Genomic DNA, 22282 nt, shown 5'->3' with positions numbered 1-22282 from the left:
TGAGATCCGCTCCTACAGCCCCCACTACCCGAGGTTGAAGCCATGAACTGGATCAGTGCCCTTGCCGACCTGCAGCAGCGCGGCGAAGCCGGCGTGCTGGTGACCATCATCGAGGAGCGCGGCTCGACGCCGCGCAACGCCGGCTCGAAGATGGTGGTCAGCGCCGACCAACTGTTCGACACCATCGGCGGTGGCCACCTGGAGTTCAAGGCCCTGGCGATCGCCCGCGAGATGCTCGCACAGCGCAGCCGCGAACCGCGCCTGGAGCGTTTCAGCCTGGGCGCCAGCCTCGGCCAGTGCTGCGGCGGCGCCACCGTGCTGCTGTTCGAACCCATGGGCCAGCCCCAGGCGCATATCGCGGTGTTCGGCGCCGGCCACGTCGGCCGCGCCCTGGTGCCGCTGCTCGCCAGCCTGCCGTGCCAGGTGCGCTGGATCGACTCGCGCGACGCCGAGTTCCCGCACAGCCTCCCGGCCGGGGTGGAAAAAGTGCTGAATGACGAGGTGCTCGATGAGGTCGAGAATATGCCGGCGGGCAGCTATTACATCGTCATGACCCACAACCATGCGCTCGACCTGGAACTGAGCGCGGCGATCCTCAAGCGCGACGACTTCGGCTACTTCGGCCTGATCGGCTCGGACACCAAGCGCGCCAGGTTCGAGCACCGCCTGCGCGATCGCGGCTTCGCCAGCGAGAGCGTGCAGCGCATGCGCTGCCCGATGGGCATCGCCGAGGTGAAGGGCAAGCTGCCGGTGGAGATCGCCGTGTCCATCGCCGGCGAGGTGATCGCCACCTACAACGCCGGCTTCGGCCAGGAAAAGGCCAGCGGCGAGCACAGCGTGTCGCGCCTGCTGCCCAACAGCCGCCGGGCGCGCGGCGCCGAGAGCGGCGCCTGAGACAAGAACCGTGATGGGTATCGCTTCGCTCACCCCATCCTACGGGCACGGAACCAACATCGTAGGATGGGTTGAGCCCCGCGAAACCCATCGATTGCAGAATCGAGAGAACAGCATGACCAGCAAAGCCTACCGCGCCAGCATCCTGCACAGCATCGCCGACCCCGCCGACGTCGGCGTCGAGCAGTCCTACCAGTACTTCGAGGACGGCATCCTGCTGGTCGAGGACGGCAAGGTCGTACGCCTCGGCCACGCCGACGAACTGCTGGAACAACTGGGCGGCGTGGACGTGGTCGAGTACCGCGACGCGCTGATCACCCCCGGCTTCATCGACACCCATATCCATTACCCGCAGACCGGCATGATCGCCTCCTACGGCGAGCAACTGCTGGACTGGCTGAACACCTACACCTTCCCCACCGAGCGGCAATTCGCCGACCCGGCCCATGCCGCCGACGTCGCCGGCATCTTCCTCAAGGAACTGCTGCGCAACGGCACCACCACCGCGCTGGTGTTCGGCAGCGTGCACCCGCAGTCGGTGGACGCGCTGTTCGGCGCCGCCGAGCAGCTCGACCTGCGCCTGATCGCCGGCAAGGTGATGATGGACCGCAACGCCCCGGACTACCTGACCGACACCGCCGAGAGCAGCTACCGCGACAGCAAGGCGTTGATCGAGCGCTGGCACGGCAAGGGCCGCCTGCTCTACGCGGTGACCCCGCGCTTCGCCCCGACCAGCACGCCGCAGCAACTGGACGCCGCCGGGCGCCTGCTCAAGGAGCACCCGGGCGTCTACCTGCACACCCACCTGTCGGAGAACCGCAAGGAGATCGAGTGGGTCAGGGCGCTGTTCCCCGAACGCAGCGGCTACCTCGACGTCTACGACCACCACGGCCTGCTCGGCCCGCGCTCGGTGTTCGCCCACGGCGTACACCTGTGCGACGGCGAGTGCCAGCGCCTGGCCGAAACCGGCTCGGCGGTGGCCTTCTGCCCGACCTCGAACCTGTTCCTCGGCAGCGGCCTGTTCGACCTGGCCAAACTGGAGCGCTACAAGGTCAAGGTCGGCCTGGGCACCGACGTCGGCGCCGGCACCAGCTTCTCCCAGCTCCAGTCGCTGAACGAGGCCTACAAGGTGATGCAGTTGCAGGGCAGCAGGCTCGACCCGTTCAAGTCGCTGTACCTGGCCACCCTCGGCGGCGCCCGCGCGCTGGCGCTGGAAGACCGGGTCGGCAGCTTCGCCCCGGGCAACGAGGCGGACTTCGTGGTGCTCGACTACAAGGCCACCCCGCTGCTCGACTATCGCCTGCAACAGGCCAAGAGCCTGGCGGAAAAGCTGTTCGCGCTGATCATCCTCGGCGACGACCGCACTGTCCGCGAAACCTTCGCCCACGGCCGCTCGGTGCACCAGCGCGGCTGACCGCTTACGGTCGCGCCGGCCAGGCCCTCGCTCAGGACCACCCGGCCGGCGTGGCCGCTTTTCTTGCAGCGCCCGCGCGAGCGCTTGCCCCAAGCCCGCCGGGCGCAGCCGGCGGAATGCGCTATCCGCCGACGCCACTGGGAGAGGCGGAGTTGCCGGCGCCCTTCACCAATCCGCCCGACTTCGCACCAGCGCAGTGCGCCAGGCCAGCTGCAAGCCCCGCAAAGAGGCACCGCGACCCAGCGCCGCCCAGCGGCGCGGCGCCCGTATGATGGCACTTGGCTTGCTTGCCCGCTGACAGACCCCAAGGGAGAGCACCATGCTGCAATTGCTGCGCAATCCGACGCGCCAGGCCGACGACGCATCCATCCAGGCCTTGTTCGACGAGTACGACCTCACCGCCCGCCTTCCCGAACGCCAACCCCTGCTGGCGCGCCTCAACCGCTTCACCGACAGCCTGCATCAACGCATCCGCGTCAGCCTGGGCGCCGCCGTGGGCATCGCCGCGCATGCCCCGGAGCTGGCCCGCATCGCCGCCGACACCGAAGGCAGCGGCCAGTTGCTGGCGCAGTCCTCGGAGCTGATCGCCGCCGCCAGCGAACAGGTCAGCACCAGCCTGGATGTCGAACTGGTGCCCGGCGCCAGCCGCGTGGCGCAGCTCTCCGGCGAGGTCGCGGCGACCTTGCGCGCCTGCCAGGAAAGCGGCCACCAGGTGCTTGGCCAGGTCGAGGCCATCGGTGACAGCGAGGCGCAACTGGAGGCGGTGATCCAGCGCCTGCTCGGCCAGTTGGAAGAGGTCAGCCAGGTGATCGGGGTGATCGCCAGCATCAGCCAGCAGACCAACCTGCTGGCGCTCAACGCCGCCATCGAAGCGGCGCGCGCCGGCGAGCACGGCCGTGGCTTCGCCGTGGTCGCCGAAGAAGTACGCCGCCTGGCCGGGCACACCACCCATGCCACGGGCGATGTCGGACGCATCATCGAGGCGTTCCGTGCCGGCATGGCCGAACTGGGCCAGGCCGGCACGCAAATGCACCAGGCGGTGGCCGCCGGGCGCAGCGGCATGGCGAGCATGGGCGAAGGCCTGGAGCGCACCCGCCAGGCGATGGACAGCCTGGACGAACGGGTCAGCCACATCGCCAGCGGCACCGAACAGATCGGCCAGGCGGTGCGCGCCATCAACGGCGACGTGCAGAACATCGCCCAGGTCGCCGGCGATCTGCTGAGCAAGGCCGGCCTGGTGCTGCGCCACAGCCAGGCGGTGCGCGAGGACGCCGACCACTTGCTCGACGGCCTCGGCGCCTTCCGCCTGCGCCTGCATCGCGAGGTGCTCGACAGCGTCGAACGCCTGGCCGCCGACCCGCGCCTGGCCGGCGATCTCGCCGCTGCCGAGCGCCTGCTGCGCGACACCCTCGGCAGCGACCCACGCTTCGAGCTTTTCTATCTGGTCGCCGGCAATGGCGTGCAACTCTCGGAGAACCTTTTCGCCAATGCCGTCGCCGCCACCCAGACCACCAGCGCCAAGGGCCGCGACTGGTCGCAGCGCCCCTGGTTCCGCGCCGTGCGGGAAAACGCGCGCGGCCACGTGACACCGGTGTATCGCTCCAGCGCCACCGACGACTACTGCTTCACCGTGTCGGTGCCACTCTTCGCTAGCGACGGCAGCCTGCAGCGCGTGCTCGGAGCGGACGTGCGGCTATCGGCGCTGCTCTGAACCGGGGGCGTCCGGCAGCGGCTATCCTATGCCCATCGCCTCTCCGGAAACGCCGCCATGAGCCCTGCGCCACTTGCCATCCAGCCCCGCTCCGAGGACCTCGAGGGCATGTCCATCCTGCGCGCCCTGCCCTCGGCGCTGTGCCGCAGCGTCGGCCCCTTCGTGTTCTTCGACCACATGCTCGGCACGGACTTCGCGCCGGGCCACGGCATGAACATCAACCAGCATCCGCACATCGGCCTGTCCACCCTGACCTACCTGCTGGAAGGCCAGGTGCAGCACAAGGACAGCCTCGGCTCCGATCAGTTGGTGGCGCCCGGCGATGTCAGCTGGATGACCGCGGGGCGCGGCGTCGCCCATGTCGAGCGCACACCGCAGGCGCTGCGCGACAGCGGCTCGCGCCTGCACGGCCTGCAGGTCTGGCTGGCCCTGCCACAGGAAGAAGAAGGCCGCGAACCGAGCTACAGCCACCACGCGGCGAGCAGCCTGCCGCACAGCGAGTCCCTGGGCGTGCGCATCTGCCTCATCGCCGGCCGCGGCTTCTGCCTGGAATCGCCGGTGCCGGTGCTCTCGCCGACGCTCTACGCCGACCTCCAACTGGTCGCCGGCAGCACCCTGGCGCTGCCGCCGGAATATCCTGAAAGGGCGCTTTATCTATTGGACGGAGAGGCCCTGCTCGACGACAATCCCGCGCCGCTGCGCCAGCTGCTGGTCCTGCCCTCGGGGGAGACGCAGGTCTTCAGCGCTTGCAGCGACTGTCGCGCCGTGATCATCGGCGGCGCGCCCCTGGACGGCCCGCGGCGGATGAACTGGAATTTCGTCGCCAGCGACCCGGCACTGATCGAACAGGCCCGCCAACGCTGGGCCGCCGGCGACTGGCCGGCGGTGCCCGGCGAGCACCAGCGCATCGCCCTGCCACGCTAAGCCCCGCAGCCGTCTACCTTTACCCTTTGTACGCAACGCCCGCGGAGTTTCCATGCCAGATAAAAACCGTCACACCAGCGCGCTCATGGCCCTCACTGTGCTCTTCTTCATGTGGGGCCTGATCACCTCGCTGAACGACATCCTGGTGCCCCACCTGAAGGCCGTGTTCACCCTCAACTACGTGCAGGCGTCACTGATCCAGTTCAGCTTCTTCACGGCCTACTTCATCATGTCCTTCCCGGCCGGGCGCCTGGTCGAGCGCCTCGGCTACAAGCGCGGGATCATCGTCGGCCTGGTCACCGCGGGGATCGGCTGCCTGCTGTTCAACCCGGCCGCCAGCGCCCAGTCCTACCCGTTCTTCCTCGCCGCGCTGTTCATCCTCGCCTCGGGCATCACCCTGCTGCAGGTGGCGGCCAATCCCTATGTGAACGTGCTGGGCAGTCCCGAATCGGCCGCCAGCCGCCTGAACATGACCCAGGCCTTCAACTCCCTGGGCACCACCGTTGGCCCGCTGGTGGGCTCGGTGACCATCCTCGCCATCGGTGCCGGCGCCGCCTCGCAACTGGGCGGCGGAGCCAGCGAAGCGGATTCGGTGAAGCTGCCGTACCTGGTCCTGGCCGGCCTGCTGTTCGCCATCGCCGTGCTGATCGGCCTGTTCCGCCTGCCGACGATCACCCATGGCGAACCCAGCGACGGCAGCGCCGCCGGCCAGCACTCGCTGTTCGCCCACCGCCACCTGATCTTCGGGGTGATCGGCATCTTCGCCTACGTCGGTGCCGAGGTGTCGATCGGCAGCTACCTGGTCAGCCTCATGGGGCAGCCGGAAATCGCCGGTATGCCCAGCGAGCACGCGAGCAAGTACCTGTCGCTGTACTGGGGTGGCGCCATGGTCGGACGCTTCATCGGCAGCGTGCTGATGCGCAGCATCCGGCCGAACCGCATGCTGGCCTTCAACGCGGTGACCAATGCGCTGCTGCTGGCGCTGGCGATTGGGGTCGGCGGCCACCTGGCGATGTGGGCGCTGATCCTCATCGGCCTGTTCAATTCGATCATGTTCCCGACCATCTTCTCGCTGGCCCTGGAAGACCTCGGCAACCTCACCGGCAAGGGCTCCGGCCTGCTCTGCATGGCCATCGTCGGCGGCGCCCTGGTGCCATTGCTGCAGGGCTTCTTCGCCGACCACATCGGCCTGCTCTATTCGTTCGCCATTCCGCTGGTCTGCTACCTGTACATCAGTTGGTTCGGCGCTCGCGGCTACCGCGCCGACCAGGCGCGTGGCTGACGCACGCGGCCCAGCGCAATGAAAAAGCCCGGCCAATGCCGGGCTTTTTCATGCCATCGCGAAACGCCCGGCGTTACTCGCCGAAGCGCTCGTCGAGCAGGTCGTACATGGCCTGGAAGGCGCGACGGGCGACCTTGGCGTCGTACTGCATCTTCCCGGCGACCTGCGCGTTGGGGTCGGTGAAGGAATGCACCGCGCCGCCGTAGCTGGTGAGCTGCCAATCCACGCCGGCGTCGGTCATTTCCTTGGCGAAGTCGATCAACTGATCGCGCGGCACCAGCGGATCGGAGGCGCCATCGAGGACCAGCAGCGCGCCCTTGATGTTCTTCGCGTCGGCCGGCTCGGGCGTATCCAGGGTGCCGTGGAAGGAGACGAAGGCCGCCAGCGGCGCGCCAGCGCGGGCCAGCTCCAGGGCGCAGCAGCCGCCGAAGCAGAAGCCGAAGCTGGCCAGCTTGTCGGCGTCGATCGGCGCCTTGCCGATCTGCCCTTGCAGGGCCTCGAGCGCGGCCTGCATGCGCTTGCGCAGCAGCGCGCGATCATTCTTCAGCGGCATCATGGCGGCGCCGGCTTCGTCGCCGTTGCGCGGTCGTACGCGCTGGCCATAGAGATCGGCGACCAGCACCACGTAGCCATGGCCGGCGACCTGCCGGGCGATGTCCAGCGCCCCCTGGCTGACCCCCATCCAGTTGGGCGCCATCAGCAGGCCGGGACGCGGCACGTTGCTGGACGCATCGAACACCAGTTGCGCCTCGAAAGGCTCGCCGTCCACCGCGTAGGCGACGGGCTGGACACTGATCTGGCTCATGCGGGATTTCCTTCTGCAGTGGGTAGGAAAAGCACAAAGCCCGCATCAGCGGGCTTTGTGTGAGGCGGGCACTCAGGCGGACAATTCCACCAACAGCTTGTTCAGCCGGCGCACATAGGCGGCCGGGTCCTTGAGGCTGTCGCCGGCGGCCAGCGCGGCCTGGTCGAAGAGGATGTGGCTCAGCTCGCCGAAGCGATCCTCGTCGGGCTCGGCATCGAGCTTCTCGATCAGCGGGTGGCTCGGGTTGAACTCGAAGATCGGCTTCGACTCGGGCACCTTCTGTCCGCTGGCTTCGAGGATCTGGCGCATCTGCAGGCCGAGGTCGGCCTCGCCGATGGCGAGGATCGCCGGCGAATCGGTCAGGCGATGGGACACGCGCACCTCGGCGACTTCGTCACCCAGCGCGGCCTTCAGACGCTCGACCAGGCCCTCTTTGGCCTTGGCCACTTCTTCCTGGGCCTTCTTGTCCTCTTCCGAGTCCAGGCTGCCCAGGTCCAGGTCGCCGCGGGCGACATCGACCAGTTGCTTGCCGTCGAACTCGGTCAGGTAGCTCATCAGCCACTCGTCGATGCGGTCGGTGAGCAGCAGCACTTCGATGCCTTTCTTGCGGAAGACTTCCAGGTGCGGGCTGTTCTTCACCTGCGCGTAGCTCTCGCCGGTGAGGTAGTAGATCTTGTCCTGGCCTTCCTTGACCCGGCCCAGGTAGTCGGCCAGGGACACGCTCTGCGCGCCGGACTCGTCCTGGGTCGAGGCGAAGCGCAGCAGGCCGGCGATCTTCTCCTTGTTGGCGAAGTCTTCCGCCGGACCTTCCTTGAGCACCTGGCCGAAGTTGCTCCAGAAGCCCTTGTACTTCTCCGGCTCGTTGGCGGCCAGTTTCTCCAGCATGTCCAGCACGCGCTTGGTCAGCGCCGACTTCATCGAGTCGATCACCGGGCCGGACTGGAGGATTTCCCGGGAGACGTTCAACGACAGGTCGTTGGAGTCCACCACGCCCTTGATGAAGCGCAGGTACAGCGGCAGGAACTGCTCGGCCTGGTCCATGATGAACACGCGCTGCACGTACAGCTTCAGGCCGCGCGGCGCTTCGCGGTGGTACAGGTCGAACGGCGCGCGGCCCGGCACGTAGAGCAGCGAGGTGTATTCCAGCTTGCCTTCGACCTTGTTGTGGCTCCAGCTCAGCGGATTCTCGAAGTCATGCGCGGTGTGCTTGTAGAACTCCTGGTATTCCTCGTCCTTGATCTCGGTACGCGGACGGGTCCAGAGGGCGCTGGCGCGGTTGACCACTTCCCACTCCGGCTCGGCCGGCTTGTCCTTCTCCTCGCCGTGGAACTCTTTCGGCAATTCGATGGGCAGGGCGATGTGGTCGGAGTACTTCTTGACGATGTTGCGCAGGCGCCAGCCATCGGCGAACTCTTCTTCGCCCGCCTTCAGGTGCAGGACGATGCGCGTGCCGCGTTCGGGCTTGTCGACGGTGGCGACTTCGAATTCGCCCTCGCCTTGCGACGACCAGTGCACGCCTTCGCTGGCCGGAGTGCCGGCGCGACGGCTGAAGACATCGACCTTGTCGGCGACGATGAAGGCGCTGTAGAAGCCCACGCCGAACTGGCCGATCAGGTGCGAATCCTTTTTCTGGTCGCCCGACAGGTTCTTCAGGAAATCAGCGGTGCCGGACTTGGCGATGGTGCCCAGGTGCGCGATGACTTCCTCGCGGTTCATGCCGATGCCGTTGTCTTCGAGGGTGACGGTGCGCGCCTCCTTGTCGAAGCTCAGGCGAATCTTCAGCTCGGCGCCGCCTTCGAGCAGCTCCGGCTTGGCGAGGGCCTCGAAGCGCAGCTTGTCGGCTGCGTCGGAGGCGTTGGAAATCAGCTCGCGGAGGAAGATTTCCTTATTCGAGTACAGGGAATGGATCATCAGGTGAAGCAGTTGCTTCACTTCGGTCTGAAAACCCAGGGTTTCTTTTTGAGTCTCCACGCTCATTGGTTCTCGCTCCGAGGATGACAAAAGCCGCGTCGGGCGGCGGATGTCTGCGAGATGGGGGCTTCTTGAAGGATTTCAAGCGCTTGGCCACAAACCCGTGGAGCAGCGGTCAGGGCGCGAGCAGCTCGATGTCGACGATTTCACTCGGCCGCAGGCTGTAGCTCGCCTCTCCCGCGCCGCTCAGGGAGTGGCGGATGACGATGCGGCCGTCCTGGTCGAGGCCGGTGAAAATGCCCTCGGCGGTACGCCCGCGCTCGGTGGTCACGCGCATGCCGCGATTGAGGTAGCGCTGCGGAGTGGCCAGCAACCGCTCCAGACTCAGGGCGCCGCCAGCGCTGCCCTGGGTTTCGGCGACGGGCGCCGCCTGGGGGGTGGCCAGCGGGCTTGCCGCGCTCGGCTGTGCCGCGCGCTTCGGGTAGTGGTCGTCGCCGACCGCCCAGCCACGGTTGTCGCTGCGAGACAGCGTCAGCGGCAGGCTCTGCGGCCGGCCGTCCTGGGTGAAGTCCACCGACAGGTGCACTTCATGGCGCTGCAAGTCCTGACGCGGCAGGGACGCCAGGTCGATCCGGCTGCCGGCGAAACGCCGCTGCAGGTAGTCGCGCACCACGTAGGTCAGGGTATCCATCGAGTCGTAACGGGTGTCGACCTGGCCGTCGCGGTAGCGCAGACGGTCGGTGTACAGCTCGATCTGCCCGCTCAGGGTGGTCCGGTATTGCGCCGGCAGCACCAGGTGGAATGCACCGATCATGCGGTTCGGCGCTTCCGGCCTCAGGTCCAGGTGCAGGGTGTAGCCGCTGCGCAGGCGCAGGGCTTCGGGCAGGTCATGGCCCGGCGCCAGCCAGCTGATTTCCACGTCGGGCAGGCGGCCGCTGTCTTCCGGCAGCACGTCCAGGCGCAGCGGCCCGTTGACCTCGCCGTGCAGGCGCAGTTGCAGCTCGCGGTGGGCATAGAAATCCTCGCCCTCGCGCAGGCTCAGCACGCCACCGATCAACTCGGCCTGCTGCGGCGCGAAAGCCTGGCCATTGAGTTCACAGCGCAGCGCGATGGCCAGCTCGGGAACCTCCGCTGGCGCGCTGTTCAGCCACTTCATCGACAGGATCGCCTGCAGCCTGGCGCCATCCTCGCTGGCCAACATGGCCAGGCCGACCACCAGCGGAATGAATCCCAGCGCGCCCAGCACCAGCGCCTTGCGCCCGCGCGCCCAGTGGCGCAGGAGAAACACCGGCGCCAAGGGCGGCAGCAGACAGGCCAGGCCCCAGAGCAAGCCGCGCTCGAAGGCCAGCATGACCAGCCAGGCGTAGCCGCAGAGGATCAGCAGCAGCCCGCCGAGAATCAGCAGCGTGTCCATGCCGTGCGCCCGTCAGGCCCCGTCGACCTTGAAGTGCGCGCGGGCGGTGGCGATCGGCTCGGCGCGGTTGGTCTGCCAGGCAGTGATGGCGACATTCGCCACGCGCCGGCCCTGCCGCCAGACCTGGCACTGGGCATAGGTGTCGCGGAAATGTCCGGCACGCAGGTAGTCGATGGAGAAGTCGATGATCTTCGGCAACTGCGGAACGCCCATGAACATCAGCAGATGAAGCATGGCCGAATGTTCCATGAAGCCGGCGATGACGCCGCCGTGCAGCGCCGGCAGGGTCGGGTTGCCGATGTTGTCGGGGTTGGCCGGCAGGTGAAAGAACACCTCGTCCCCCAGGTTCAGGCAGCGCATGCCCAGCAGGCGGGCATAGGGCACCCGGTCCAGCAGCGCGCTGTAGTCGCTGTTCTGCTTGGCCAGTCGCAGCAGTTCCTCGATGCTCGGCGCGCTCATCGGGTCTCTCCGGCGACGGTCTTGCCCAGGCGCATGAAGGTGCCGACCACATGGGCGATGGGTTGCTCCGGATCGTCCTGGTAGGCGATGCCACGGGTGAAGATGACATTGGGCGTGACCCGGTAGCACTCGGCGAATCCGTAGACGTCCTTGTTCGGCTCGGCCGGATGCATGTAGTCGATGCGCAGGTCCAGGGTCGGGCAGATCTCGAATTGCGGCAGCACGCAGACCGTGGAAATGCCGCAGGTGGTATCCATCAGGGTAGTGATGGCGCCACCGTGGATGCCGCCGGTTTCCGGGTTGCCGACGATGGCCTCGCTGTAGGGCAGGCGCAGGGTCAGCCCTTTCTCGTCCGCCGCGTGGACGCTCAGCCCGAGGACCTGGCAATGGCGCAGGACCGCAAGAAAACGCTGGGCGCGCTCTAATCTGGAGTTGTCACTCATGGGTAGGCCGGATCGGAAGACGTCTGAAAACGCGCATGATACTCCGCGCCTATGGCTGTCTGTAGTGAATAATTGTTGGCCCGATATGAACTTGCGAGGAACTTCTGACCAAGCTCTCAGCTCAAAGGGCTACTAACAGGAACGCCGCACTATGGAGGCTCCACGATGAAAAAAACCCTTCCCCTCGCCCTACTGCTGATCGCCGGCTTCACCATCGCTGGCTGCAACAAGAAAGAAGAGCCCAAGGCTCCGCCGGCCGCACCGGCCGCCGAACAGCCGAGCAACCCGGCTCCGGCGCCGACCACTCCGCCGGCCAACGAAGCCGCCCCGGCCGCTCCGACTGCTCCCGCCGCCCCGGCTACCGAGCAAAAGCAGCAGTAAGACCCCGCTGTAACGCACAAGGCCCGCATTCGCGGGCCTTGTCGTTTTCAGGGATTGCCGAGGCCCTCGTCCTTGGGCGCTTCTGTCTGCGGCGTCGAGGTAAAGACCATCACCTTGAGCACATCGGAGTGGAATTCGCGCTGATACAGCACCACCACCACACCAGAGGTGACCAGCATGAACAGCCAGGGGTTGATGAACCAGGCCAGCATGGCCAGGCCGAAATAGTAGGAGCGCAAACCCTGGTTGAACTGGTGCGCGGCCATCGACACCACCCGCGCGGCGCGTTCGGCGAACGCCTTGCGCTCCAGCTCACCGACGTGGCGTTCGCCGATCATCGGCGCCGAGCCGACCAGCACGGCGGCGAAGTTGTACTGGCGCATGCACCAGGAGAAGGTGAAGAAGGCATAGACGAACACCACCGCCAGGCTGATCAGCTTCAGCTCTGACAGCCCGCGGCTGGGCTGCATGACGAACGGCAGGTCAGCGAGTATCGAGACGGTGCGATCGGCGGAGCCAAGCAAGGTCAGGATGCCGGCGAGGATGATCAGGGTGCTGGAAGCGAAGAAGGAGGCGTTGCGCTCCAGATTGCCGATCACGCTGGCGTCGGCCACGCGGTTGTCACGCAGCAACAGGCGGCGCATCCAGTCTTCGCGATACAGGTGCAGCACGCTGGCCAGGCAGGCGGTGTCACGCGCCTTCCAACTGGCGTAACGGGTATAGCCAACCCAGCAGAGCAGGAACCACAGCACCGCGAGCAGATTCCACAGGTATTGGATATCGAAGAGGTCGACGACGTCGGTCATGGCAGTCCTTGGCCGGTCCTGACGGAAGCCGGGCCGTTGAAACGGTGATCGGGGAATTTCGCCGCAGATAGACGCCCTTCCCCCGCTCCGGGACACGCCGCCGAGCATGAAAAAGGCCGCCTGTAGGCGGCCTTTCTGCAACGCGGCTCCGGCCTCAGGCCAGGGCTTCGCTGGGTTTGCCCAGCATGCGATCGACCACCACCATCAGCGCCAGGGTAGCCACCGACGGGATCAACCAGGCGAGCCCCTGCTCGGTCAGCGGCAAGTGCGCCAGCCAGGCCGGCATCCACTGATCGAAACCGGCGCCCTTGAGCGCATCGACCAGCCCGAAGAGCAGCGACACCGCCATCACCGGAGCGACGATGCGGGTCTGCGAATTCCACAACCCGGCACAGAAGCTCAGCGCCACCAGCACGATGCACGGCGGGTAGATGGCGGTCAGCACCGGCACCGAGAACTGGATCAGCTTGGTCAGGCCAAGGTTCGACACCACCAGCGAGAAGCCCGCCAGCAGAACGACCAGGGTGCGGTAGGACAACGGCAGAATGCGGCAGAAGTACTCGGCGCACGCGCAGGTCAGGCCGACCGCGGTGACCAGGCACGCCAGGGCGATCAGCACGGCCAGGAAGCCGCTACCCAGCGAACCGAAGGTATGCTGCACGTAGGCATGCAACACCGCCGCGCCATTGCTGGCGCCCGCGGCAATCTCATGGCTGCCGGCGCCGAGGCGGAACAGGCTGATGTACACCAGCGCCAGCCCTACCCCGGCGATCAGCCCGGCGATGATCGCATAGCGGGTGATCAGCCGCGGCGACTGCACACCACGGGAGCGGATGGCATTGACGATGACGATGCCGAAGACCAGCGCTCCGAGGGTGTCCATGGTCAGGTAGCCATTGATGAAGCCCTGGGAGAACGCGGCACGCTCGTAAGCGGCGTCGGCCTGGCCGATGCTGCCTGCGGGCAGGGCGAAGGCGGCGATACCCAGCACCGACAGGGCGATGATCTTCAGCGGCGCGAGGAAACGGCCCACGGTGTCCAGCAGCTTGCCGGGGTACAGCGAGATCAGCAGGACGACGCTGAAGTACACCAGGCTGTAGATGAACAACGGCAGCGAACCATCGCCGGTCAGCGGCGCCAGGCCCACCTCGAAGGACACGGTAGCCGTGCGCGGGGTGGCGAACAGCGGACCGACCGACAGGTAGCAGACCGCCGCCAGCAGCCCGCCGGCGACGCGCCCGATGGGATGGCTGAGGGTATCCATGGCACCGCCGACCTTGGCCAGAGCGACCACGGTGATGACCGGCAGGCCAACCGCGGTGATCAGGAAGCCGAGCGCCGCCATCCACACGTGAGGCCCGGAATGCAGGCCGACGATGGGCGGGAAGATGATGTTGCCTGCCCCGACGAACAGGGCAAAAGTCATAAAACCAAGCGCCAGGATGTCCTGGCCTTTCAAGACGTTCATGAAGGGAAATACCACAGTGCTGAATCGGGTTCGCAGGCCCCTGAAACACCAGGGCGCAGCCACTCGCCACGGAGGAAGGCGGCCGACAGCGCAACGCTCGACGCAGGCGAACGATGGTTGGCAGGCTGACTTGCAACGCGGAGGTAACGACGCAGAGGAATGTTCACGGGTCTGATAGCAGAGGTTTTCCTAAGGGCTCGTGGCCCGGTGCTCCTGCATTCTTGGCATTCCCGCCATCCTTGACGGTCAGGAATTACGCCGGTCCGGATGGGCCCGACGGCTCGTGGGCATTTCCCTTGTGGGGAGATGGTCCCAAAGTAGTTGCTAGCCTAACGATTTTCTCGGATAGGCGGCACTGACACAGGTCAGGCTGTCCACGGAATGTCCGCGGCTGTCGCATGCACGACAGATTTTTCGACGGTGGTGCAATGACAGAGGCCACCCGGAGGTGGCCTCTGTCCGACGCACGGTAAGTCAGTGAGACTTACTTGGTCGCCCAGCCAGTGATTTCAGCCAGGGCTTTGCCGATGTCGGCCAGGGAACGCACGGTTTTCACACCCGCGTCCTGCAGGGCGGCGAACTTCTCGTCCGCAGTACCCTTGCCGCCGGAGATGATGGCGCCGGCATGGCCCATGCGCTTGCCCGGAGGGGCAGTCACGCCAGCGATGTAGGACACCACCGGCTTGGTCACGTTGGCCTTGATGAAGGCAGCGGCTTCTTCTTCAGCGGAACCGCCGATCTCGCCGATCATGACGATCGCTTCGGTCTTCGGATCTTCCTGGAACAGCTTCAGGATATCGATGAAGTTGGAGCCCGGGATCGGGTCGCCGCCGATGCCCACGCAAGTGGACTGGCCGAAGCCGGCGTCGGTGGTCTGCTTGACGGCTTCGTAGGTCAGGGTGCCGGAACGCGACACGATGCCCACTTTGCCCGGCAGGTGGATGTGACCCGGCATGATGCCGATCTTGCACTCGCCGGGAGTGATCACGCCCGGGCAGTTCGGGCCGATCAGGCGTACGCCCAGCTCGTCGCACTTGACCTTGGCGTCCAGCATGTCGAGGGTCGGGATGCCTTCGGTGATGCAGACGATCAGCTTGATGCCGCCGAAGGCAGCTTCCAGGATCGAGTCCTTGCAGAACGGAGCCGGAACGTAAATCACCGAAGCGTCGGCGCCGGTGGCTTCCACGGCTTCCTTGACGGTGTTGAACACCGGCAGGCCGAGGTGGGTGGTGCCGCCCTTGCCGGGGGTCACGCCGCCAACCATCTTGGTGCCGTAGGCGATGGCTTGTTCGGAGTGGAAGGTGCCCTGGCTACCGGTGAAGCCTTGGCAGATGACTTTGGTGTCTTTGTTGATCAGGACGCTCATTACTTACCCTCCGCGGCCTTGACGACTTGCTGGGCAGCGTCGGTCAGGCTGGTCGCAGCGATGATGTTCAGACCGCTTTCGGCCAGTACCTTGGCGCCGAGTTCGGCGTTGTTGCCTTCCAGACGGACGACAACCGGAACCTTAACGCCGACTTCTTTAACGGCACCGATGATGCCTTCGGCGATCATGTCGCAGCGGACGATGCCGCCGAAGATGTTCACCAGAACGGCAGCGACGTTGCTGTCGGAGAGGATGATCTTGAACGCTTCGGTCACGCGCTCTTTGGTCGCGCCGCCGCCAACGTCGAGGAAGTTGGCCGGCTTGCCGCCGTGCAGGTTGACGATGTCCATGGTGCCCATGGCCAGGCCAGCGCCGTTGACCATGCAACCGATGTTGCCTTCCAGCGCGACGTAGTTCAGTTCCCACTTCTGCGCATGGGCTTCACGGGCGTCGTCCTGGGACGGGTCGTGCATGGCGCGCAGCTTGGGCTGACGGTACATGGCGTTGCTGTCGATGTTGATCTTCGCGTCCAGGCAGTGCAGGTTGCCGTCTTTCTTGATCACCAGCGGGTTCACTTCCAGCAGTGCCAGGTCGTAGTCCTGGAACAGCTTGGCCAGGCCGACGAAGATGTGCACGAACTGCTTGATCTGGTCGCCTTGCAGGCCCAGTTGGAAGGCCAGCTCGCGGCCCTGGAACGGCTGAGCGCCGACCAGCGGGTCGATGGTGGCCTTGAGGATCTTCTCGGGAGTGTCGTGAGCGACCTTCTCGATGTCCACGCCACCTTCGGTGGACGCCATGAACACGATGCGGCGGCTGGAACGGTCGACAACGGCGCCGAGGTACAGCTCCTTGTCGATATCGGTGCAGGACTCCACCAGGATCTTGCTGACCGGCTGGCCGTTGGCGTCAGTCTGGTAGGTCACCAGACGCTTGCCCAGCCAGTTGGCGGCGAACGCCTTGGCGTCCTCTTTGCTCTTGACCAGCTTCACACCGCCCGCTTTACCGCGGCCACCGGCGTGCACCTGGGCTTTCACGACCCACTCGGTGCCACCGATTTTCTCACAGGCTTCTGCGGCCTCTTCGGGTGTGTCGACGGCGTAGCCCTTGGATACGGGCAGGCCGTACTCAGCGAACAGCTGCTTACCCTGATACTCGTGGAGATTCATGCTTGTCTACCGTTATTCGTCTTGGGTATTGCGCATTCGGCGCGACGCTCGTGGCGCCACGCCACCTGTGACCCTTTTCCCGGAGGAAACGAGTCCGACGGGGTCGGGTCGGCAGCCCCTCGCAAATGACTGCCGCCCTTCCCCGCCGTGGTCCTACCGCCTTAGCGCTTCTTGCGGTTGGCGATGTGGATGGCGTGGCCATTCACCGCCAGGGCCGCTTCGTGCAGCGCCTCGGACAGAGTCGGGTGGGAGAAGACCATCATGCCCAGGTCTTCGGCGCTGCTGCCGAATTCCATGGCGATCGCGCCCTGCTGAACCAGCTCGGCGGCGCTCGGGCCAATCACGTGAACGCCCAGTACGCGGTCGGTCTTGGCATCGGCGATGACCTTGACCAGACCGGCGGTGTCGTTGGCAGCCATGGCGCGGCCGCTGGCGGCGAACGGGAAGGTGCCGACGTTGACTTCAACGCCTTCGGCCTTCAGCGACTGCTCGCTCTTGCCGACCCATGCGATTTCCGGGTGGGTGTAGATGACCGACGGGATCAGGTCGTAGTTCATCTGCGCCTTGTGGCCAGCGATGCGCTCGGCGACCATCACGCCCTCTTCCGAGGCCTTGTGCGCGAGCATCGCGCCGCGGACCACGTCACCGATGGCGTAGACGCCCGGAACGCTGGTCTTGCAATGGTCGTCGACGAAGATGAAGCCACGCTCGTCGATGGTCACGCCGCTGTCGGCGGCCAGCAGGTTGGCGGTCACCGGACGACGGCCGACCGCGACGATCAGCTTGTCGAAGGTTTCCTTCTGCTCGCCGTTGGCGTCGGTGAAGGTCACGGTGACCTGCTTCTTCTTCACTTCCGAACCGGTGACGCGAGCGCCCAGGCGGATGTTCAGGCCTTGCTTGGTCAGGACCTTCAGGGCTTCCTTGGCGATCTGCTCGTCGGCAGCCGGGAGGAACTTGTCCAGGGCTTCCAGAACGGTGACTTCAGCACCCAGGCGAGCCCATACCGAGCCCAGCTCCAGGCCGATCACGCCAGCGCCGATCACGCCCAGCTTCTTCGGCACGGACTGGAATTCCAGCGCGCCGGTGGAGTCCACGATGACGTCGTCGGTCAGCGGAGCAGGCGGAATCTCGACCGGCTTGGAACCGGAGGCGATGATCACGTTCTCGGCTTCGAGGATCTCGACCTTGCCGTCCAGGCCGGTGACTTCGACCTGCTTGTTGGCCAGCAGCTTGCCGTGGCCTTCGAAGGAGGTGACGCCGTTGGCCTTGAACAGAGTGGCGATGCCGCCAGTCAGGTTCTTAACGATGTTGGCCTTGCGCGCGACCATGGCCGGTACGTCGATGGTGACGCCCTTGGCTTCGATACCGTGAACCGCGAAGGCCTCTTTGGCCTCGTGGTACTTGTAGGAGCTGTCCAGCAGCGCCTTGGACGGAATGCAGCCGACGTTCAGGCAGGTACCGCCGAGAACGACCTTGCCTTCCTTACCGATGAACTTCTCGATGCAAGCGGTCTTCAGGCCGAGCTGGGCGGCGCGGATAGCAGCGACATAACCGCCGGGGCCAGCACCAATCACAACCACGTCGAATTTCTGGCTCATATCTCAATCCTTATTCCGATGAAGCGGACGGCCCCGCGAGGGGCCGTCGTTTAGTACGGGGCCGTCGTCGAAGAAGACGATCAGATGTCCAGCAGCAGACGAGCCGGGTCTTCCAGCAGGTCCTTCATGGTGACCAGGAAGCTTACCGCTTCCTTGCCATCGATCATGCGGTGATCGTAGGACAGCGCCAGGTACATCATCGGCAGGATCACCACTTGGCCGTTAACGGCCATCGGGCGCTCCTGGATCTTGTGCATGCCGAGGATGGCGGTCTGCGGCGGGTTGACGATCGGAGTCGACAGCAGGGAACCGAATACGCCACCGTTGGAGATGGTGAAAGTACCACCGGTCATGTCTTCGATGCTCAGCTTGCCGTCGCGGGCCTTCTTGCCGAAGGTGGCGATGCCGTTCTCGATCTCGGCCAGGCTCATGAACTCGGCGTTACGCAGTACCGGTACGACCAGACCACGGTCGCTGGATACGGCGACACCAACGTCCTGGTAGCCGTGGTAGACGATATCGTTGCCGTCGATCGAGGCATTGACGCCCGGGAAGCGCTTCAGGGCTTCGGTGGCGGCCTTGACGAAGAAGGACATGAAGCCCAGGCGTACGCCGTTGTGCTTCTTCTCGAAGAGGTCCTTGTACTTGTTGCGCAGGTCCATGACCGGCTTCATGTTGACCTCGTTGAAGGTGGTCAACATGGCCATGGAGGACTGGGCTTCGACCAGACGCTGGGCGACCTTGGCGCGCAGGCGGGTCATCGGCACGCGCTTCTCGACGCGGTCGCCGACGGCGAAGATCGGCGCTTCGGCAGCCGGAGCGGCCGGCTTGGCAGCAACAGCAGCCGGAGCGCTCTTCTTGGCTTCAACGGCGGCCACCACGTCTTCCTTGGTGACGCGACCGCCCTTGCCGGTGCCGGCGATGCTGTTCGGGTCGATGCCGTTCTCTTCGGCGATCTTGCGAGCAGCCGGCGACAGGATGGCGTCGTCGGCAGCAGCAGCCGGGGCAGCGGCGGCGGCAGCCGGAGCGGCGGCCGGAGCGGCAGCGGCCGGCGCCGGAGCGGCGGCAGCGGCGCCACCTTCGCTCAGGGTGCCGAGCAGCTCGTTGCTCAGTACGGTGTCGCCCTCGTTCTTGATGATCTGCGCGAGAACGCCATCAGCCTCGGCCAGCACTTCGATGACGACCTTGTCGGTTTCGATGTCGACGATCAGTTCGTCGCGCTTGACGGCGTCGCCCGGCTTCTTGTGCCAGGTGGCGACGGTGCCGTCAGCGACCGATTCCGGGAAGGTTGGGGCTTTGATTTCGATAGCCATTATGTGTGTTTCCTTAAATTCGGTATCAACTGCGCGTTGGCGTTAAACGGTGAAGGCGTCATTCAGCAGCTTTTCCTGCTGCTCGGCGTGCATCGAAGCGTAGCCGCAAGCCGGAGCTGCCGAGCCTTCGCGACCGGCGTATTCCAGGTTGAGACCTTTCTTGTGCGCGGAGATGACGCGACGCATGTGGTGCTGCGAGCAGTACCAGGCGCCCTGGTTCATCGGCTCTTCCTGGCACCAGACGATGTGCTTGAGGTTCTTGTACTGGGACAGAACGTCGGCGAGATCGTCTTCCGGGAACGGATACAGCTGCTCGATACGGATGATCGCGGTGTCTTCGCGACCCTCGGCACGACGCTTCTCCAGCAGGTCGTAGTAGACCTTGCCGCTGCACAGAACGATGCGTTCGACCTTCTTCGGATCCAGGCTGTCGATTTCCGGGATCACGGTCTGGAAGGAACCGTTGGCCAGTTCTTCCAGGGTCGAGATGGCCAGCTTGTGGCGCAGCAGCGACTTCGGCGTCATCACGATCAGCGGTTTGCGCAGCGGACGGATCACCTGGCGGCGCAGCATGTGGTAGACCTGAGCCGGCGTGGTCGGTACGCAGACCTGGATGTTCTGCTCGGCGCACAGTTGCAGGTAACGCTCCAGACGCGCGGAGGAGTGCTCCGGACCCTGGCCTTCGTAACCGTGCGGCAGCAGCATGGTCAGGCCGCAGAGGCGCTGCCACTTGGTCTCGCCACTGGTGATGAACTGGTCGATCACCACTTGCGCACCGTTGGCGAAGTCACCGAACTGGCCTTCCCAGATCACCAGCGCGTTCGGCGTGGTGGTGGCGTAGCCGTATTCGAAAGCCAGCACCGCTTCTTCCGAGAGGAAGGAGTCGTACAGGCTGACGCGCGGTTGACCATCGAACAGATGGGCCAGCGGGATGTAAACCGAGTCGTCCTTCTGGTTGTGCAGCGCCGCATGGCGGTGCGAGAAGGTGCCACGGCCGACGTCCTGACCGGTCATGCGCACCGGATGGCCTTCGAACAACAGGGTGGCGTAGGCCAGGTTCTCGGCGAAGCCCCAGTTGATCGGCATGGCGCCGGCGGTCATCTTGGCGCGGTCTTCGTAGATCTTCGCCACCTGACGCTGCATGACGAAGCCGTCGGGAGTCTCCAGCAGTTTGTTGGACAGCTCCTGCAGGGTCTTCAGGTCGAAGCGGGTGTCGTGACGCGCGGTCCAGGCATGGCCGACGTACGGACGCCAGTCGACGAAGAGCTCCTTGTTCGGCTCCTTGACCAGGCTCTTCACCACGTGCAGGCCGTTGTCGAGAGCGTCGCGGTATTCGTCGACCTTCTCCTGGACCTGCTCGGTGGTCTGCACGCCGGCCGCGATCAGCGCGTCGGCATACAGCTCACGGGTGGTACGCTGCTTGGCGATCTGCTGGTACATCAGCGGCTGGGTGCCGCTCGGCTCGTCGGCCTCGTTGTGGCCGCGGCGACGGTAGCAGACCAGGTCGATGACCACGTCACGCTTGAACTGCATGCGGTAGTCGACGGCCAGTTGGGTGACGAACAGCACGGCTTCCGGATCGTCGCCGTTCACGTGGAAGATCGGCGCCTGAATCATCTTCGCCACGTCGGTGGCGTATTCGGTGGAGCGCGCGTCGTCCGCACGGCTGGTGGTGAAACCAACCTGGTTGTTGATCACGATGTGGATGGTGCCGCCCGTCTTGTAAGCACGGGTCTGCGACATCTGGAAGGTTTCCATGACCACGCCCTGCCCCGCGAAAGCGGCATCGCCGTGGATGGAAATCGGCACCACCTTGTCGCCGTTACCGTCCTTGCGGCGGTCCTGGCGGGCGCGAACCGAACCCTCGACCACCGGGGAGACGATCTCCAGGTGCGACGGGTTGAAGGCCAGCGCCAGGTGGACTTCGCCACCACTGGTCATGACGTTGGAGGAGAAGCCCTGGTGGTACTTCACGTCGCCGGAGCCGAGCTCGACGATCTTCTTGCCTTCGAACTCGTCGAAGAGATCGCGCGGGTTCTTGCCCAGAGTGTTGACCAGGACGTTCAGACGACCGCGGTGGGCCATGCCGATGACGATTTCCTTCGCGCCGTAGGAACCGGAGCGCTGGATGATCTCATCGACCATCGGAATCAGGCTTTCGCCGCCTTCAAGACCGAAACGCTTGGTGCCCGGGTACTTGGTGCCCAGGTACTTTTCCAGACCCTCGGCCGCCGTCAGGCGCTCGAGCAGGTGACCACGGGCGTCGGCGGAATACTCCGGACGGCCACGCACACTTTCCAGGCGCTGCAGGAACCACTTGCGCTGCTCGGAATCGACAATGTGCATGAACTCGGCACCGATGGTGCCGCAGTAGGTCTGCTTGAGGGCGTCGACGATCTCGCGCAAGGTCGCCTCTTCCTTGCCGATGTAGAGTTCACCGGTGCGGAAGGTGGTGTCGAGGTCGGCAGCAGTCAGGCCGTAGTGGTCAATCGACAGGTCGGAGGGGGCGGTGCGCACCCAGAGACCCAGCGGATCGAGCTTGGCTGCCTGATGGCCGCGCAGACGGTAGGCCAGGATCAGGCGCAGGACTTCTACCTGCTTCTTCTCGTGCTCGCTGCTGACGCTACCGGCGGACACCGGTTGGGCGCGGCGCTGGTTCTTGGCCAGGAGTACGAAATGATCACGGACTGCGGAATGCGAAACATCGGGGGCGGGGTTGCCGTCGGCGGGGAGCTTCTGGAAGTACGTGCGCCACTCTTCTGGCACAGCGTTCGGGTCGTGCAGGTAGAGCTCGTAGAGCTCTTCGACGTAGGCAGCGTTACCACCGGATAGATGGGCACTGTTCCACATCCGCTGCATTACGCTTTCGTGCATGCTTGGTCACCCTCGGTAAGGGGACACCACCTGATGGAACCGCTCGGATACGA

General features: G+C 65.4%; 18 protein-coding genes and 1 pseudogene. 7 read left to right on the top strand and 12 right to left on the bottom strand.

What is annotated here, in order from left to right; all coding sequences use genetic code 11:
* Positions 1–42 precede the first annotated feature (42 nt).
* The 6 genes and pseudogenes from xdhC (at position 43) to BLQ74_RS09110 (ending at position 6225) form a co-directional block, all read left to right on the top strand.
* Positions 43–894, top strand: coding sequence for a xanthine dehydrogenase accessory protein XdhC (gene xdhC, locus BLQ74_RS09130; RefSeq protein ID WP_090262240.1), 852 nt, complete (start codon positions 43–45; stop codon positions 892–894).
* A gap of 115 nt (positions 895–1009) precedes the next feature.
* The gene (guaD, locus tag BLQ74_RS09125) at positions 1010–2308 is read left to right on the top strand and encodes a guanine deaminase (RefSeq protein WP_090262239.1); all 1299 of its coding nucleotides are present in this window, start codon (positions 1010–1012) and stop codon (positions 2306–2308) included.
* A 319-nt stretch (positions 2309–2627) separates the two neighbouring features.
* Positions 2628–3455 (top strand): annotated as a pseudogene (locus BLQ74_RS28090) (methyl-accepting chemotaxis protein); the annotation flags it as partial.
* Between the two features lie 18 nt (positions 3456–3473).
* Positions 3474–4019 carry a PDC sensor domain-containing protein gene (locus BLQ74_RS28085; protein ID WP_425287487.1) on the top strand — a complete coding sequence of 182 codons (546 nt, stop codon included), beginning with the start codon at positions 3474–3476 and terminating at the stop codon, positions 4017–4019.
* A gap of 57 nt (positions 4020–4076) precedes the next feature.
* Complete coding sequence (locus BLQ74_RS09115) at positions 4077–4943, top strand: pirin family protein (RefSeq protein ID WP_090262237.1); 867 nt, start codon at positions 4077–4079, stop codon at positions 4941–4943.
* A 52-nt stretch (positions 4944–4995) separates the two neighbouring features.
* Positions 4996–6225, top strand: coding sequence for a sugar MFS transporter (locus tag BLQ74_RS09110; protein ID WP_090262236.1), 1230 nt, complete (start codon positions 4996–4998; stop codon positions 6223–6225).
* Positions 6226–6298: 73 nt separating this feature from the next.
* Here the strand turns inward: BLQ74_RS09110 and BLQ74_RS09105 are convergent, their stop codons facing one another.
* The 5 genes from BLQ74_RS09105 to BLQ74_RS09085 form a co-directional block, all read right to left on the bottom strand.
* A complete protein-coding gene (locus tag BLQ74_RS09105; RefSeq protein ID WP_090262235.1) occupies positions 6299–7030 on the bottom strand; it encodes a dienelactone hydrolase family protein in 732 nt (243 codons plus the stop codon).
* A 72-nt stretch (positions 7031–7102) separates the two neighbouring features.
* Entirely contained in the window at positions 7103–9007 is a 1905-nt protein-coding gene (htpG, locus tag BLQ74_RS09100) for a molecular chaperone HtpG (RefSeq protein WP_090262234.1), read from the bottom strand.
* 109 nt (positions 9008–9116) lie between these two features.
* Positions 9117–10355 (bottom strand): LSm family protein, encoded by a 1239-nt coding sequence (locus tag BLQ74_RS09095; protein WP_090262233.1) that lies wholly within the window; start codon positions 10353–10355, stop codon positions 9117–9119.
* Between the two features lie 12 nt (positions 10356–10367).
* On the bottom strand, positions 10368–10814 hold the full coding sequence (locus BLQ74_RS09090) for a PaaI family thioesterase (protein WP_090262232.1): 447 nt from the start codon (positions 10812–10814) through the stop codon (positions 10368–10370).
* The gene (locus BLQ74_RS09085; RefSeq protein ID WP_090262231.1) at positions 10811–11257 is read right to left on the bottom strand and encodes a PaaI family thioesterase; all 447 of its coding nucleotides are present in this window, start codon (positions 11255–11257) and stop codon (positions 10811–10813) included. Before BLQ74_RS09085 ends, BLQ74_RS09090 begins: the two co-directional genes overlap by 4 nt.
* A gap of 165 nt (positions 11258–11422) precedes the next feature.
* Between BLQ74_RS09085 and BLQ74_RS09080 the strand changes: the two genes are divergently transcribed.
* Entirely contained in the window at positions 11423–11638 is a 216-nt protein-coding gene (locus tag BLQ74_RS09080; protein ID WP_090262230.1) for a hypothetical protein, read from the top strand.
* A gap of 47 nt (positions 11639–11685) precedes the next feature.
* Here BLQ74_RS09080 and BLQ74_RS09075 read toward each other — a convergent pair whose 3' ends face one another.
* The 7 genes from BLQ74_RS09075 to BLQ74_RS09045 form a co-directional block, all read right to left on the bottom strand.
* Entirely contained in the window at positions 11686–12444 is a 759-nt protein-coding gene (locus tag BLQ74_RS09075) for a DUF599 domain-containing protein (protein ID WP_090262229.1), read from the bottom strand.
* A 154-nt stretch (positions 12445–12598) separates the two neighbouring features.
* Positions 12599–13912, bottom strand: a complete 1314-nt coding sequence (gene brnQ, locus BLQ74_RS09070) for a branched-chain amino acid transport system II carrier protein (protein ID WP_090262228.1) — start codon at positions 13910–13912, stop codon at positions 12599–12601.
* A gap of 484 nt (positions 13913–14396) precedes the next feature.
* Positions 14397–15278: a succinate--CoA ligase subunit alpha gene (gene sucD / locus BLQ74_RS09065; protein ID WP_090262227.1), complete on the bottom strand. Its 882-nt coding sequence runs from the start codon at positions 15276–15278 to the stop codon at positions 14397–14399.
* Positions 15278–16444, bottom strand: a complete 1167-nt coding sequence (gene sucC / locus BLQ74_RS09060) for an ADP-forming succinate--CoA ligase subunit beta (RefSeq protein ID WP_090262226.1) — start codon at positions 16442–16444, stop codon at positions 15278–15280. The genes sucD and sucC overlap by 1 nt, the downstream gene beginning before the upstream one ends.
* Positions 16445–16605: 161 nt before the next feature.
* Positions 16606–18042 (bottom strand): dihydrolipoyl dehydrogenase, encoded by a 1437-nt coding sequence (gene lpdA, locus BLQ74_RS09055; RefSeq protein ID WP_090262225.1) that lies wholly within the window; start codon positions 18040–18042, stop codon positions 16606–16608.
* Between the two features lie 80 nt (positions 18043–18122).
* The gene (gene odhB / locus BLQ74_RS09050) at positions 18123–19355 is read right to left on the bottom strand and encodes a 2-oxoglutarate dehydrogenase complex dihydrolipoyllysine-residue succinyltransferase (RefSeq protein WP_090262224.1); all 1233 of its coding nucleotides are present in this window, start codon (positions 19353–19355) and stop codon (positions 18123–18125) included.
* Between the two features lie 42 nt (positions 19356–19397).
* The gene (locus BLQ74_RS09045; protein WP_090262223.1) at positions 19398–22229 is read right to left on the bottom strand and encodes a 2-oxoglutarate dehydrogenase E1 component; all 2832 of its coding nucleotides are present in this window, start codon (positions 22227–22229) and stop codon (positions 19398–19400) included.
* Between the last annotated feature and the right edge of the window lie 53 nt (positions 22230–22282).

Origin of the sequence: Pseudomonas panipatensis, from assembly GCF_900099785.1 — a bacterium.
Classification (GTDB): Bacteria; Pseudomonadota; Gammaproteobacteria; order Pseudomonadales; family Pseudomonadaceae; genus Pseudomonas; species Pseudomonas panipatensis.
The sequence above is the reverse complement of the archived record's forward strand: the minus strand, read 5'-3'. Positions and strand labels throughout refer to the sequence as shown.

Bases quoted from the DNA above. Each gene is read 5' to 3' on its own strand.
- xdhC (WP_090262240.1), top strand. From the start codon at position 43: ATGAACTGGATCAGTGCCCTTGCCGACCTGCAGCAGCGCGGCGAAGCC.
- guaD (WP_090262239.1), top strand. From the start codon at position 1,010: ATGACCAGCAAAGCCTACCGCGCCAGCATCCTGCACAGCATCGCCGAC.
- BLQ74_RS09115 (WP_090262237.1), top strand. From the start codon at position 4,077: ATGAGCCCTGCGCCACTTGCCATCCAGCCCCGCTCCGAGGACCTCGAG.
- BLQ74_RS09110 (WP_090262236.1), top strand. From the start codon at position 4,996: ATGCCAGATAAAAACCGTCACACCAGCGCGCTCATGGCCCTCACTGTG.
- BLQ74_RS09105 (WP_090262235.1), bottom strand. From the start codon at position 7,030: ATGAGCCAGATCAGTGTCCAGCCCGTCGCCTACGCGGTGGACGGCGAG.
- htpG (WP_090262234.1), bottom strand. From the start codon at position 9,007: ATGAGCGTGGAGACTCAAAAAGAAACCCTGGGTTTTCAGACCGAAGTG.
- BLQ74_RS09095 (WP_090262233.1), bottom strand. From the start codon at position 10,355: ATGGACACGCTGCTGATTCTCGGCGGGCTGCTGCTGATCCTCTGCGGC.
- BLQ74_RS09090 (WP_090262232.1), bottom strand. From the start codon at position 10,814: ATGAGCGCGCCGAGCATCGAGGAACTGCTGCGACTGGCCAAGCAGAAC.
- BLQ74_RS09085 (WP_090262231.1), bottom strand. From the start codon at position 11,257: ATGAGTGACAACTCCAGATTAGAGCGCGCCCAGCGTTTTCTTGCGGTC.
- BLQ74_RS09080 (WP_090262230.1), top strand. From the start codon at position 11,423: ATGAAAAAAACCCTTCCCCTCGCCCTACTGCTGATCGCCGGCTTCACC.
- BLQ74_RS09075 (WP_090262229.1), bottom strand. From the start codon at position 12,444: ATGACCGACGTCGTCGACCTCTTCGATATCCAATACCTGTGGAATCTG.
- brnQ (WP_090262228.1), bottom strand. From the start codon at position 13,912: ATGAACGTCTTGAAAGGCCAGGACATCCTGGCGCTTGGTTTTATGACT.
- sucD (WP_090262227.1), bottom strand. From the start codon at position 15,278: ATGAGCGTCCTGATCAACAAAGACACCAAAGTCATCTGCCAAGGCTTC.
- sucC (WP_090262226.1), bottom strand. From the start codon at position 16,444: ATGAATCTCCACGAGTATCAGGGTAAGCAGCTGTTCGCTGAGTACGGC.
- lpdA (WP_090262225.1), bottom strand. From the start codon at position 18,042: ATGAGCCAGAAATTCGACGTGGTTGTGATTGGTGCTGGCCCCGGCGGT.
- odhB (WP_090262224.1), bottom strand. From the start codon at position 19,355: ATGGCTATCGAAATCAAAGCCCCAACCTTCCCGGAATCGGTCGCTGAC.
- BLQ74_RS09045 (WP_090262223.1), bottom strand. From the start codon at position 22,229: ATGCACGAAAGCGTAATGCAGCGGATGTGGAACAGTGCCCATCTATCC.